The following is a 14308-nucleotide window of genomic DNA, read 5'->3' on the forward strand; positions in this document are numbered from 1 at the left end:
TTGGAGTCGGACCTTCCTGTCACGTCTACTATTTCCCCCGTAACTGACTGCTGTCCCCAGGCTGTCAGGCCCTGATCGAGGTATTCATGCTCAATAAAAAAGCATTCATCAGTCTTGTGGTCACAAGCTCATTGCTTTCCGCCTGTGATGAAAATGTCTCCGCACCGCCAATGATGGCGCCGCAGGTAACAGTGGTCACCTTGGAATCTGAGTCTGTCACCCTTACGAGGGAATTGCCCGGACGCACGTCGCCTTTCAAGGTGGCGGAAGTCCGTCCACAGGTTAGTGGCATCATAAAACAGCAATTGTTCCGTGAAGGGGGGCGTGTCGATGCAAATCAGCCGCTCTACCAGCTAGATGACGCCATTTACCAAACCGATGTGGCCAGTGCCCGAGCGAAACTACAACGCGCCAATGCGGCCATGCATATTGGGCGGCTAAAAGCGGAGCGCACCGCAGGCCTTGTTGCGAGTGGCGCAGTGAGTAAGCAGGAAAATGACGCTGCAGAGGCAGATCTGCAAGTGGCGCGCGCCGATGTGGCAGCGGCCAGGGCCGAGTTGCAGAGAAAGGAAATTCAGGTGGAATATGCCCAGATTACCGCACCGATCACCGGTCGTATCGGTAAATCGACCGTGACCCAGGGCGCTTTAGTGACGGCCAATCAGGCTGCAACTTTGGCCACAGTGCAACAGCTGGACCCGATCTATGTGGATGTTACTCAATCCGCCGCAGAGCTGGTTAGCCTTCGCCGCTCTTTACAGGCGGGCACTCTGTCCGATGCCGCTCATTTGCCAGTGACGATTTTGTTGGAGGATGGCAGTGAATATGAGCATCAAGGCAAACTGGAGTTTGCTGAGGCGAGTGTTGACCCCTCTACCGGCAGCGTGTTGCTGCGAGTAGTCGTACCCAATCCAGACAATATGTTGCTTCCGGGCATGTATGTGCGGGCCCTTGTGGGCAGTGGTGTGCGAGACAATGCCATTCTGGTACCCCAGCAGAGCATCGCGCGGGACCCGAAGGGCAATACTTCGGCCATGGTCGTCAACGAAGAGAATATTGTTGCCCAGCGGTCCGTGCGAGTGAGCCGCACAGTCGGCAATCACTGGCTGGTCGAAGAGGGACTTCAGGCTGGTGACCGCGTGGTAATTGCCGGATTGCAGAAGATTCGCCCCGGGGCCCCGGTCCAGCCCAGCGAACGTGAAGACGCACAACCACCTGCTGCGGCTGACGAAGAACAAACCGCTGTTAAGCAGGGTTCCTGAGGTAGTTATGGCGAGTTTTTTTATCAACCGGCCCATTTTTGCTTGGGTCCTGGCAATTATCACCATGCTGGCGGGTGTCCTGTCGATCAGTAAGCTGGCGGTGGAGCGTTATCCAAATATCGCGCCACCCTCCGTCAATATCGAGGCGAACTATCCCGGTGCTTCCGCCAAAGTGGTGGAGGACTCGGTCACGCAAATTCTGGAGCGGAATATGAAAGGCCTCGATGGCCTTCTTTATATGTCTGCCACCAGTCAGTCTAACGGCGGTGTATCCATCTCCCTCACATTTGAGAATGGTACCGACCCGGATACCGCCCAGGTACAGGTCCAGAACAAAGTACAGCTGGCAATGCCACTGCTGCCCCAGGAGGTGCAACTACAGGGGGTGAACGTCAGTAAGTCCCGCGGCGGCTTCCTGATGGTTGCGGGCTTCGTGTCCGAAGACGGCAGCATGAACCGCAACGATATTGCCGACTACATCAATTCAGCCATTGTGGACCCGGTCAGTCGAGTGCCCGGCGTTGGCAATGTGCAGGTGTTCGGCTCCAAGTACGCCATGCGTATCTGGCTCGACCCCAATAAGCTGACCACCTACGATCTTGCGCCCTCTGATATAGCGGCGGCAGTACGCGCGCAGAATGCCCAGGTAGCCGTAGGTAGCCTTGGCGGCGCCCCGGCGGTACCGGGGCAGCAACTCAATGCCTCGATTACTTCCCAAGGGCGCTTGCAAACCCCGGAGCAGTTTCGGGAAATCGTAGTGCGTGCCAATAAAGACGGCTCCCTGCTGCGCCTCGGGGATATTGCCCGTGTTGAGCTTGGGGCGGAGAATTACGAGTTTATCTCCCGTTACAACCGTCAGCCGGCAACCGGTATCGCCATTAATCTGGCTACTGGTGCCAATGCGTTGGAAACCGCTGAGGGGGTTAAGGCGAAACTTAAGGAGTTGGAACCCTTCTTCCCACGAGGGCTAACCTCGGTCGTACCTTTTGATACCACGCCATTTGTCGAGGTCTCCATCAAAGGCGTTATCAGTACTTTGATTGAAGCGATCGTGCTGGTCTTCCTGGTGATGTACCTGTTCCTGCAGAACTTCCGCGCAACCTTAATACCCACAATTGCGGTGCCGGTGGTGTTGCTGGGTACCTTTGCCGTACTTGCCGCATTGGGTTTTTCGGTCAATATGCTCACCATGTTTGCCATGGTATTGGCCATCGGTCTGCTGGTGGATGATGCCATCGTGGTGGTGGAGAACGTAGAGCGAGTGATGCGCGAAAAGGGGCTATCTCCAAAGGAGGCCACGAAAAAGTCCATGCACCAGATCACCGCCGCGCTGGTTGGTATCGGTGTGGTGCTGTCGGCAGTGTTTGTCCCTATGGCATTTATGGATGGCGCTACCGGTGTAATCTATCGCCAGTTCTCAGCAACCATTGTGGCGGCTATGGCCCTATCGGTACTGGTAGCAATTGTCCTGACGCCCGCACTTTGTGCGACGCTGCTCAAACCGCTCTCAGAAGGTGAAAGCCAAGGGGAGAAAGGTTTCTTCGGTTGGTTCAATCGAAACTTCGAGCGAGGTAGCCAGCGTTACCAGGGCGGAGTGCAAGGCATTCTCAAGCGCAGTGGTCGCTTTATGCTGCTGTTTGCCGCTCTTTCGGCCGTTATGGTCTTTTTGTTCCTACGCCTACCCAGCTCCTTCCTGCCGGAGGAAGACCAAGGTGTGCTCTTCTCTATGGTGCAGGCGCCCGTGGGTGCGACCCAGGAGCGCACGATGGAATCGATTCGTAAAGTGGAAGACCAGTTCCTGGATAACGAGCAGGGCACTGTGAAGTCGGTATTTTCGGTGCAAGGCTTTAGCTTTGCCGGCAGCGGCCAGAATACCGGTATCGCCTTTGTGAATATGGAAGACTGGTCTGAGCGGGAAGAGGAATCACAAAGTGCCGGAGCGGTAGCCATGCGCGCAATGGGCGCACTGATGCAAATCAAAGATGCCATGGCCTTCGCCTTTGCACCGCCGCCTCTGCCAGAGCTGGGCTCTTCTGGCGGCTTCAATTTCTACCTAAAGGACAACGGCAACCTGGGGCATGAGGCTCTCACTGGCGCGCGCAACCAATTCCTGGGGATGGCTGGACAGAGCAAATTATTGTCCAACGTGCGCCCCAACGGCCAGGAGGATACGCCCCAGTTTCGAGTGAAAATCGACAACGCCAAGGCTGCGGCCCTCGGCTTGTCTATTGCCGATATTAACAGTGCGCTGAGTACCGCCTGGGGAGGCTCCTATGTCGATGACTTTATCGATCGCGGGCGGGTCAAACGGGTTTATATGCAGGCAGACGCTCCGTATCGCATGGCGCCGGAGGACTTCCAGCTGTGGTCCGTGCGCAATGATAAAGGCGATATGGTGCCTTTATCCTCTTTCGCCAGCTTCGCCTGGGAGTACGGATCTCCCCGTCTTGAACGCTATAACGGCGTACCGTCTATGCAAATCAATGGTCAGGCCGCACCGGGGGTCAGCTCTGGTGAAGCCATGGCGGAAGTGGAGAACTTGGTGGCCCAATTGCCGGCGGGGATTGGTATAGAGTGGAGTGGCCTTTCCTATCAGGAGCGCGCCGCCGGTGCACAAACACCCCTGCTCTATATTCTTTCCTTATTGATCGTTTTCCTCTGCCTCGCCGCACTTTATGAGAGTTGGACGGTACCGACGGCAGTATTGCTGATGGCGCCCCTGGGTATTCTCGGAGCTGTACTCGCTAATAGTTTGCGTGGTATGGAGCGGGACATTTACTTCCAGGTGGCCATGCTGACCACCGTAGGCCTGACCAGCAAGAACGCTATCCTGATTGTGGAGTTTGCCAAGCAAAACCTGGAAAGCGGTATGGAGTTGGTGGAAGCGACCATGCATGCAGTGCGCGATCGCCTGCGCCCGATCCTGATGACTTCCCTGGCTTTCGGCTTGGGTGTACTCCCTTTGGCGATTGCCACCGGAGCGGGTTCCGGTGCGCAGCGTGCCATCGGCACCGGAGTGCTGGGCGGCATGCTCGTGGGTACAATTCTTGGGATTTTCTTCATTCCCTTGTTTTTTGTGGTGGTGCAGAGACTGTTTGGTCGAACAGTGGATAAAGCTGATTCTTCACCAGTTGAAGCTGCTGAACACAGAGAGGCAGTGGCTGTAGAATCTTTGTAAATTTTTATCTGAAAGGCCAGGTTGGATAATACAGCCTGGCCTTTTGGTTTCTCATTAGCCCTGAATCACCTAGAACTTTAAGCAAGTTCACAAATCCGCTCATTTGCCGCCGTCACGGCTTTTTCTTTGGCCTCATCACCCGTTGCAAGCCCCTCAATATAGACAAACTCTACATCGGTGATACCCACAAAACCGAGGAACTGACGAAGAAATGCACTCTGTGCATGGTCGTCACCGTAATAGCCACCGCGAGCGATAAAGATGATGGCCTTTTTATTTTCTAATAATCCTTCGGGTCCATTGGCTGTGTAGCGGAAAGTGATACCAGCCCGAGCAATGTGGTCAAAGTAGGTGTGCAATGTGGAGGGGATGGCGAAGTTGTACATAGGTACACCCAATACCAGGACATCGGCCGAGGAGATCTCTTCGATCAGTTTGTCAGAAAAATCAGCCACGGCCTGTTGTTCTGAGGTTCGCTGTTCAGCCGGAGTGGTGAAAGCTTGGAAGCGATCAAGATCCAAATGGGGGATGGGGTGCGCGGCAAGATCACGTTGAACCACTTCCCCGTTGGGGTTGTTCATTTTCCAGTTCTGGACATATTTTGTGGCGAGCTGGGAGGTCTGGCCACCGGCTTGGAACATGCTGGATTGGATGTTAAGTAACTTTGCCATAACGGTCTCCAAATGAATTGAATTGCTTGAATGCTATTGAAACATTGAATGAATCGATTAAAAATTAGAAATATTCGCTGAAATACATCTAAAAATTCGATTATGCCTAGTCAGTTCGGAAATCAATATTCAACAAACCCGAAGATCACCCTTGAGCAGTGGCGCTGTTTGGTAGCCGTTGTAGAGGGTGGAGGATACGCTCAGGCAGCAGAACGTTTGCATAAGAGCCAATCTTCAGTGAGCTATGCAGTGCAAAAGCTAGAGTCCGTGCTTGGAGTGGCTGCTTTCACAATTAGTGGACGCAAAGCGGTGCTGACGACAGCGGGCGATATGTTGTACCGTCATGCTCGGCAATTGTTAGAAGATGCTTCCGCCCTGGAATTATCCGCACGTAGGGCATCCGTCGGGTGGGAATCGCAGATTTCAATTTCTGTAGAAGTGTTGTTCCCTATGTGGTTGATGCTCGATTGCTTGGCGTTATTTGGGGAGGAGAGCCCGCAGACCCGGGTTGAGGTCTATGAAACGGTGATTAGTGGTGCACTTGAAGTACTACAAAAAGGAAAGGTAGATTTTGCCATCGATCCGCGTATCCCCCTTGCTCACAACGGTGAGCTGCTGCCAGCCTCTCCACGTGTTATCCCCGTTGCCCATCCCGAGCATCCATTACATCAGCTAAATCGAACGCTGACCGTGAATGATTTACGCAACTACCGGCACTTACTGGTGCGGGATTCCAACCCCCAGAGTGACGGCAAAACGCTGACGGTTGAAGTAGCGAAGCGGTGGACACTAAGCAATATATCCTCTGTTATCGGCGCTGCCTGTAAAGGACATGGCTTTTCATGGTTGCCGAAAGATAAGATCCTTAATGAACTATCAGAGAAGAGTCTAAAAATACTTCCTTTGCAGGGGGGGAGTGAGAGAGTGGTGCCAATGTACCTGATTTATCCTAACCGAGATGATATCGGTCCTGGAGCTCGGCGATTGGCGGAGATTATCCGCCAGCGCCTGGGAGAGTTGGAGGCTAATGAACAAGCCTCACCATAATAAAAAGTAGTAGGGGGGCATCCTCATGCCAGCTCAATTCCTTGCTGCTCAGTTTTCAACTTTTTAGTCTTCTCGAACCAAAAGTTGTAGAAGTCTTCCGTTACCAGTTGTTCGATGTTAGTCGCCTCCTCTCGCGGGCAGAATATCTTAGCAGTGATGACATCGTGCCCAAGCTCATTGGTTGTAATACTTACCTTTGCATCGGGGCCTGTCAGCTCCACGCCCATACGATTCTCAATGAGCTTGCAGTAGCGTTCGGCAACTTCCCGAAAGGAATCGCAGTGCTCCTTCAGGCGCTCTGCGAGAAATTTTTTTGCCTCAAAAGGGTTAACCTCGCTCCGCTCCCGAGTAATTGAGAACGTGTGCTCGATATAGCGGCGCATAAAATTTAAGTTCTTTACCGGTTGGGTAAAGAATGCATTATTGGGGATATAGAGCGTTGTGCCTGTATAGCCATTACCCAGACCATGTGGGTCTATCTCCAATAAGGTGGTGCTCAACCAGTCGCTGTCCGTAACCTCTCCAAACTGATCACCCACACGGATCCAGTCACCAACAGTGAAAGAGCGCATGTTGGCTTGATATAGGCCGCCAACCAGACACTGAACGACTTCCCTCAAAGCAAGGACAATGGCTACCGAGAAGGCGGCTATCGATAAAGCAAATTCGCGTAGTTCTGTGATCCAAACGGCAATAACACCAATTACCAGCAGCAGATTACCAATGTTATGTACCGTATTAATCCGGCGACGCTTATCTGCCTTAGCCCAGTTACTGCGGACAATCGCAAGCGTAAAGAACCCACGCAGCAATAAAATAACTACGATGACACAGAAGCTGATAAAAAGTTTACTTGCGAGAATATGTTCCAGTATCTCGGGTTTCATTCGAAAACGCATTCCTCGATGGGGCTAAATACAACAACCTCCTCTGACTATTGTCCGGCAAGCATAGCTGATGGATATTCGGCCGAGAGAGGTTTGGTGGGGCTAAAAGGTGGCGCAATGTATCTCCTTAGGTCCCTGCTTGTAAATATTCCTGATGGAAAATATAGAGGTCTCTGATCCGTTCATAAATTTAGGCGGCCGCTGAATAATTCCGTAATCGCTCTGCGGATCTTGAGGGCGCAGATGTTCGAGGCGCTCATCGGAAGTGGCAGGACCTACAAGCTCAGCCGTTACAGCCCCAAGGCCCGTCCGACGGGGCTTTCAGAGCGCCCCAAACATTGCTTTGGAGCTTTTTGAAAGGTTCAGACATTTCCACAAAGCAGCGCCTTGATATGTAAAGTACATTCAAAGCCAGAGGTTCCTTAGTCCTCTGGTCGGTCCAAATGATCAACTCACCGAGTCGATGCCCAGCGTCTATCAGCGCTTTAGCGATAATCGGGATTGGGGAAGTCCGGCCGACAACCTGCGTCCCAGGCGGAGCGCTGGTTACCATGGGCGGGAACTCCGCCGGCATCCTTGAGCATTCGTGCCATATGCAAAAGATTCCAGGTCATAAAGGCGGTGTTGCGATTGGTAAAGTCATTCTCCGGTCCTCCTGATTCTGGGTCGAGATATGAGGGGCCGGGGCCGGCTTCGCCAACCCAGCCGGCATCCGCCTGAGGAGGTATGAGAAAGCCTAGATGCTGTAGAGAGTAGAGAATATTCATTGCACAGTGCTTAGCGCCATCCTCATTACCAGTGATCAAACAACCACCCACTTTTCCATAGTAGGCATACTGCCCCCTTTCATTGAGGTTTGATGAATTGGCGTAGAGGCGTTCTATTGTTTGCGTACAGATTGAGGATTTTTCACCGAGCCAGATTGGGGTGGTGAGCACCAGTATGTCGGCCTCTTTGACCTGTTTGTAGATAGTGGGCCACTCATCGTTTTCCCAGCCGTGTTCTGTCATATTCGGATAGATGCCAAAGGCAATGTCATGGTCTACCGGCCTGAGAACCGATACCGAAACACTATTGCGCTCCATAATCTCTTGGGAAAGGTTAATTAGTCCTTCTGTGTGTGAGAGTTCCGGTGTTGGTTTTAGCGTGCAATTAAGGAATAGGGCTTTTAGGTCTGAGAAACTCCAAGGGCTGGATTCACATTCTTCTATTTGCGCTGGCTTTAGGGGCATCGTTGGCCTCCTCGAATGATCTACCTATAAATTAGGTATTAAGAGAAGCGAATGGCGGTTTTTGTAATTCCGGAGCTAAAGATGCAGGGGATTACAAAGCTAAAATACTAGCCTATCGCTTTATGGTTGCGCCCCATACTTTGTCACTAAAATTATGAGAATAACTTCTCATGGCTATCTGTGATTTTTCAATCAGACTTATTTCCATCATTAAACTCGTTGGGTGAATGCCCTGAGGAGGTTATCCGGTTGCTGGTTATCTAGCGACGGGCAGCTGTCATTTAGGCTGGCAGGATAAAAATGAGAAACTAAATTTCTGCAGCTGGTGGAGTGGTAATACTTAAGGTGTTAGTCACTCAGTTTGTACCGACCGGTCTTTCTCAATGGAGTTCGAATCATTCGCTAGGCATCCCCACATAGCGGCCCCTTCACCAAACAGGTAAACACTATGAAGATTAAACAAGCTCATCTCAGTATTCTGTTGCTCGGGGCTGTAGTGTTATTAGTCTCTTATCCAAATTCAATCCAAGCCAACCCCGATACGAAGAACCGTTTGGATGGAGTTTGGTGTGCAATCGCTGACGAGTCTTTTATGCTATACGAGCATAGTACAAGCGCCTTAACGCTAAAAAAGAACCAATATTGCCGAACCTTTAAAGTTTTTAAGGTGACGAAGTCAGGGGGGGGAGGTAGATTTATGGATACTATCAAAAAGCCTGCCGATATAAAGCATCAGCTCAGCGCGGTCGAAGAGTCCAAAGATGGCATGACCACCGGTCAAGATATCGGCATCTTTGCTTTTTCTAAAATGGGCGAAACCACTCATATAGTGACCGTCGATGTTTCCGATGAGAGTTCCGGCAGTTTCATCCTGGACAGCAAAGGAATAATGCATGGATTTGTTGAAGAGGTGACTTCTGAACCCCACAACCATGAGGCTCATGTGGGTGTTGTGCTGTTCAAAAAGAGCCCTAAACCAATGCCATCACAGTTCAACCAGGAATGGGAAGCGATTTTTGATAAGACGCACAAGCAGCAGGGGCAAAATAACTAGCAGCTGAAGACTGCTACTTCGGGCGAATGGTTTGGGGGGCACTTCGTGAAGGGTCTCCCAGTTTAGAATCATAGATTAAGGTTCAACCCAGCGGTTGATCCGTATATTTAATGGTGGCGGTATCTTGTAGTTAGCCGCCAACCACCGTTGGTATCAAGAGCGTAATGACCCAGCCAGAGCTATAACAGCTCCGCCATTTTCTTCATCAAAATGGCGGAAGCATTTTCGCTAAATTGCTGCCCTTCTTCGATGTACTCCCACACCGTGGCATCACTCTTCCAGCCGCCTTGTTTCTTAATAAGTTCAAATCCCACTTTTTCCCGAGCGGCAGACGTGGAGAGGCCTCGACGAAAGCTGTGGCTGCTGAGTTCATCGACAAACTCAAAGCCACAGGCCAAACCTAGCTTTTTCAGCAAGTCATTGATGGCGGTAGGATTCAGTTGCCTTTCTTGGATGGAGCCCCAGCGATTTACCGCACGAAATACAGGGCCACTGTCAATGCCGCCAGCCTCCAGCCAGGATCGGAGTGCTTTTGCCGGGCAAGCTCCGGGGGAGCCGTAGGGCAGGGCGCGCATCATACCTTGACCGCTCTGATCCGTCTTCGACTTGGGAAGTCTTACAATGAGGCCCTCCTCCTCCCAAATTAGATCCTCCACCTGTATGGCGACCAGTTCACTGCGCCGGAAAGCACCAAAGAACCCAACCAGAATCAACGCGAGATCCCTGGCATTCTTCTTTGTTGCCGGCTGCTCGCGCAAATACCGCGTCAAAGCGGCTATGTGCTGGAGGCTGAGCGCCTTAGATTTTTGCTTTGGCTTGCCGTGTGTGCGGCGAACTCCCCGCATGGTTTTCTGCACCAAGGCGTCTGTTACCGGGTTAAACATGCCCTGGTACTGGTGCCACTGACCGATGGCGGTGAGATGGAGATCCAGGGTGCGCGGGTTGAGATGTTCTGCGCGGTTCAGGATGTATCGGACAAGTCCACTGCTATCGGTTGGCAGTCGGCCGCCCCATTTTTCGAACTGGCGTATGGCCGAGCGATAAGCCCTGCGGGTGCTGTCTGAAGTGGCTGCGCTCAGATATTTCTGGATGGCCTCCTCAGTGAGTAGTTCGCCCACCTGATTCGGTGTAACAGGGGTTAGAGGCTTGTGATTGCTTCTCGTCGATGCGGTGGTGAGTTTTTTCATGGCCTTGAGTCGCTTCTGGTCCCCTCTTGTGTACCAAAGGTACGTTATCTGGGGGTAATTATAGAATTATAACCTTCGATAAGAATCATTATCGAAGGTTATATGGCGGCATTCAAGAAATACTCAAAATATAAATATTATGTAATAATACGTAATACGTAATTTATAACGAAATAATCTGAGGAAGAGCTTATGGCACGCACTGGTGTCACTTATCTGGATATTGTCCAGGCGGCAAAGACGATTAAGGGGCGCGGGGAAGATCCCACCGTGGATCGGGTGCGGGAGCAGCTGGGTACCGGCAGCAAAAGCACAATTGCTCCGCTACTCAAGCGGTGGCGCAATGAATCTACGACCGATACCGATATCAGTGGGCTCCCCAAAGACCTGATTGAGGCCCTGAAAGGGTTGCATCAGAGAATTCAGGGGGTAGCAGATAAGCGGGTAGAGGAGGTGCAGCAGGAGTTTCAGGCTCAAGAGGCGGTGATCAACGCGCAGCTGGAAGAAATACGCACCACTTCCAGCGAGCAATCCGTCAGGCTCAGGGAGGTCGAGCAAAAACTTTCTGTTGCTGAAAGTGAAAACCGCAGACTCAAGCAAGCCCTGGAACAGACCCAGGCAGCCCTGGAAAAAAGTGACTACCAGAGGCAGGAGGCGGCAGAGCGCATCCTCGAGCAAAAGACAACGATCGAGGAAGTTAAGCAAGAAAACAGAGATATACGTGATCATTTTGAACACTTCCAGCAGCGCACAGCCAGCGATCGGCAACATGAGCGGGATCAGTACCGTGCAGCCGCGGAGCAACTGAAGGACCAGGTGGCCGCTCTCCATGAGCAGCAGGCCCTCACCGAACGCAGATTCAATGAACTGGAACTGCTCTATAAGCAGGCACAGGCGCTCATTATTGAGCTCAACCGGGAGAAGCAGGACCTCAGGGAACAAATAGGTAGCGCGAGCGCGGAAGCCGCAAGTCTCAAACAGCAATCAGAGGAGCGGGGTTCTGCGCTAAGGGACAATCTTGCAGCGCTCACCGGCTTGCGTGAGCAAATTTCAAAGCTGCAAAGTGATGAGGCCGCATCCCAAAAGGCGATGCAACTACAACAGTATTCGCTGGAGAGGCTTGAGTCTGAACTCATCACAGCACGAGATCGACTTGAACTGCTCAACGATGAGAATCGCATTCTTACTCGGGAAAAAGCCATGATCCAAGGGCAGTTTGCCCAGTTGGAGCGCTCATTAAAAACGTAACCTCATAGATTGACAGAAGCCCTCTATACTTTTTGGTGGGATCGATTGATGTTCGCTTGGTGTATACACCACTAAGCGCTTGATCGCTCCGCCTCCACTCAAGCAAGGCCTGCCTTGCTCGTAGGCTATTTGAGCTGATGATTGCTCAACGGCGCCACCTTCGTGTGGAGCAGGTCAAGCCTCACCTATTCCCGTTACCCAAAATATCCCCTTTTGATGGCATCCATACAGCTAGACTTATCAGTAAATCTTTCATTTCTTGTGGCAATCCGGCTGATGAGGCAGCATTGCATCCAATTGATTGCTCTGGTTTAAATCCATTCGGCTCCCATAAAAACCCCGGAGAGACGTATTGATGGGGGAATTCAAAAAAATCATCGACAAACCCACTTTCTTTGGGGCGCTCACCTTGCTTTTAATGGTTACCCTACCGCTCATTTTATATCCAAAGTCGGGAGCGCAGTGGGTACTCATGGCCAAGAACTTTGTAACAGATGAGTTGGGTGTGTTTTATCTGGTACTTGGAGTTGGTGCATTACTCTTTATGACCTATATCATATTTAGTGATATAGGCCAGATTAAACTCGGGAAGCCCGAGGAGCAGCCGGAGTTCAAGACACTATCCTGGGCCTCCATGTTATTTTGCACTGGTATAGGGGCATCTATTCTTTATTGGTCGATGGTGGAGTGGGTTTATTATTACCAGACACCGCCTTTTGAGGTAAAAGGAAACACTCCCGAGGCGGCACGGTGGGCCATGGCATATGGGATATTTCACTGGGGGCCTATAGCCTGGTCAATTTACCTCATTCCAGCTCTTCCCATCGCTTACTTTTATTATGTGCGAAATCGCAGCGTATTAAAGATAAGTGAAGCTCTTATGCCAGTTTTGGGTGAGAGGCGGGCAAAGGGTGGGATTGGTAAGTTAATCGATGTGTGTTTTGTTTTTGGTATGCTTGGAGGTGGGGCCACCACCCTGGGGATTGCTGCCCCTTTAATCTCCGAAGGCGCTCACGAACTATTCGGTGTGTCTACAGGGATACCCACGAAAATTTTTATTCTGATGCTTTGCACTTTTATTTTTGGGTGTAGTGTATTTGCTGGACTGAAAAGGGGAATACAAACACTCTCCAATGTCAATATGTGGCTATCCATTCTTTTGCTCGCTTTTGTCTTTATTGCAGGTCCCACATTATTTATGTTGAATGCGGGATTGGACTCTTTGGGGAAGGTCCTGAATAATCTTTTTCATATGGCGACCTGGACGGAGCCATTTGGTCGATTTAAACAATTTCCCCAAACGTATGTCCCTCAAGATTGGACCATCTTTTACTGGGCCTGGTGGTTAGTATTTGCGCCAAGTGTCGGTCTGTTTATCGCTAGAATCTCTCGAGGGCGCACCATTAAAGCAATGGTTGTTGGTGCCATATTCTATGGCACCCTGGGGTGCTTCCTGTTTTTCTTGATTCTGGGGAATTATGGCGTCTATCTACAGTTTTCTGGAGAGCTGGATGTGGTGCAAACGCTCAACCAGCAGGGGGCAACTGCGGCAATATTTGCCATATTGCAAACATTGCCAATGAGTAAGCTGGTTATATTGGCTTTCACCGTGCTTGCATTAATTTTTACCGCCACCACATTCGACTCCATATCTTATATCCTCGCTGCTGTTGTGCAAAAAGAAATTATTGGAGAACCAGCCCGCTGGAACCGTTTGTTTTGGGCGTTTACCCTATCTGTAATGCCTATTACCTTGATGTTTCTTGGTGGTCTGGATGCCCTGCAAACTGCAAGTATTATTGGTGGCGTCCCGCTATTGATCGTGGCTCTGTTACTGTGCATCTCTATCGTAAAGGCGGCTCAATATGATTTACGCTACCAACCCAGTTACGAAGAGAAAGAAATCTATATAAATGATTTTCCTGAAGATGATCCGTGGAGCGAAGAGGGTGACTGGGCAACATCTAGTGAGACAGAGGCGAGGAACTCAAGGGATCAAAAAGCACCCAGTCAAAAGAAAACCTAAACCCTCGAAATCACTGGATTTACCTTTTTACCTGGTAGCCTATTGATTGCCTTTTAGGGCGCTCGTCCTATGATTATCACTTTACCAAGATGGCGATACTTGTCTGCAATCATGTAAATTGAGCGGCTATAAATTTTCTCATGGCAATGCAGCAAGTTAACATTCAGGGAGTTAGCTTGACAATAACATTCAAGTCGCATTTAAATGCCCCGGATTGAAATAATATCTAATCCTGTTAGAATTCAGCCCCAAATATAAGAAATACCTTATAAATCTTTGTTCCGCCTTCATAAAAGTTCTTTCCTGCCATATCACCAGTCCTCATGTTTTATGTGACATCGAGCTTGCTTTTATTTTGTCGGTCTTTTGCTGCTTTGGAGGACTACATTGACAAAGAATTTCAGAGAAATTATCGATAAGCCCACTTTTTTTGGGTCACCCTAGATTCCCATAACAACCGACACACTTGGCAATAGCGAGAGAGGTCAGCTGGCTGTAGGCTAGTAAGCTTCCACA

10 protein-coding genes are annotated in these 14308 nt (G+C 50.7%); 6 read left to right on the top strand and 4 right to left on the bottom strand.

Annotation, left to right across the window (positions count from 1 at the left end; translation table 11 throughout):
• Positions 1-86: 86 nt before the first annotated feature.
• Positions 87-1262 carry an efflux RND transporter periplasmic adaptor subunit gene (locus tag Q1A69_RS12740; RefSeq protein ID WP_299585860.1) on the top strand — a complete coding sequence of 392 codons (1176 nt, stop codon included), beginning with the start codon at positions 87-89 and terminating at the stop codon, positions 1260-1262.
• 7 nt (positions 1263-1269) lie between these two features.
• Positions 1270-4440, top strand: a complete 3171-nt coding sequence (locus tag Q1A69_RS12745) for an efflux RND transporter permease subunit (RefSeq protein WP_299585862.1) — start codon at positions 1270-1272, stop codon at positions 4438-4440.
• 77 nt (positions 4441-4517) lie between these two features.
• Here the strand turns inward: Q1A69_RS12745 and Q1A69_RS12750 are convergent, their stop codons facing one another.
• On the bottom strand, positions 4518-5111 hold the full coding sequence (locus Q1A69_RS12750; protein ID WP_299585864.1) for an FMN-dependent NADH-azoreductase: 594 nt from the start codon (positions 5109-5111) through the stop codon (positions 4518-4520).
• A 102-nt stretch (positions 5112-5213) separates the two neighbouring features.
• On the opposite strand from Q1A69_RS12750, the gene Q1A69_RS12755 reads away from it, so the two are divergent.
• Positions 5214-6158 (top strand): LysR family transcriptional regulator, encoded by a 945-nt coding sequence (locus tag Q1A69_RS12755; RefSeq protein WP_299585866.1) that lies wholly within the window; start codon positions 5214-5216, stop codon positions 6156-6158.
• 23 nt (positions 6159-6181) lie between these two features.
• Here the strand turns inward: Q1A69_RS12755 and Q1A69_RS12760 are convergent, their stop codons facing one another.
• Entirely contained in the window at positions 6182-7045 is an 864-nt protein-coding gene (locus Q1A69_RS12760; RefSeq protein ID WP_299585868.1) for a mechanosensitive ion channel domain-containing protein, read from the bottom strand.
• A gap of 485 nt (positions 7046-7530) precedes the next feature.
• Positions 7531-8277 carry an NAD(P)H-dependent oxidoreductase gene (locus Q1A69_RS12765; RefSeq protein WP_299585871.1) on the bottom strand — a complete coding sequence of 249 codons (747 nt, stop codon included), beginning with the start codon at positions 8275-8277 and terminating at the stop codon, positions 7531-7533.
• Positions 8278-8725: 448 nt separating this feature from the next.
• Here Q1A69_RS12765 and Q1A69_RS12770 point away from each other — a divergent pair, with 448 nt between their 5' ends.
• Complete coding sequence (locus Q1A69_RS12770) at positions 8726-9331, top strand: hypothetical protein (RefSeq protein ID WP_299585873.1); 606 nt, start codon at positions 8726-8728, stop codon at positions 9329-9331.
• A gap of 179 nt (positions 9332-9510) precedes the next feature.
• Here the strand turns inward: Q1A69_RS12770 and Q1A69_RS12775 are convergent, their stop codons facing one another.
• Entirely contained in the window at positions 9511-10518 is a 1008-nt protein-coding gene (locus Q1A69_RS12775; protein ID WP_299585875.1) for a site-specific integrase, read from the bottom strand.
• A 192-nt stretch (positions 10519-10710) separates the two neighbouring features.
• Between Q1A69_RS12775 and Q1A69_RS12780 the strand changes: the two genes are divergently transcribed.
• A complete protein-coding gene (locus Q1A69_RS12780) occupies positions 10711-11766 on the top strand; it encodes a DNA-binding protein (protein WP_299585877.1) in 1056 nt (351 codons plus the stop codon).
• 355 nt (positions 11767-12121) lie between these two features.
• The gene (locus Q1A69_RS12785) at positions 12122-13792 is read left to right on the top strand and encodes a BCCT family transporter (protein ID WP_299585880.1); all 1671 of its coding nucleotides are present in this window, start codon (positions 12122-12124) and stop codon (positions 13790-13792) included.
• Positions 13793-14308 lie beyond the last annotated feature (516 nt).

Origin of the sequence: uncultured Microbulbifer sp., assembly GCF_947498635.1 — a bacterium.
Taxonomy (GTDB): Bacteria; Pseudomonadota; Gammaproteobacteria; order Pseudomonadales; family Cellvibrionaceae; genus Microbulbifer; species Microbulbifer echini.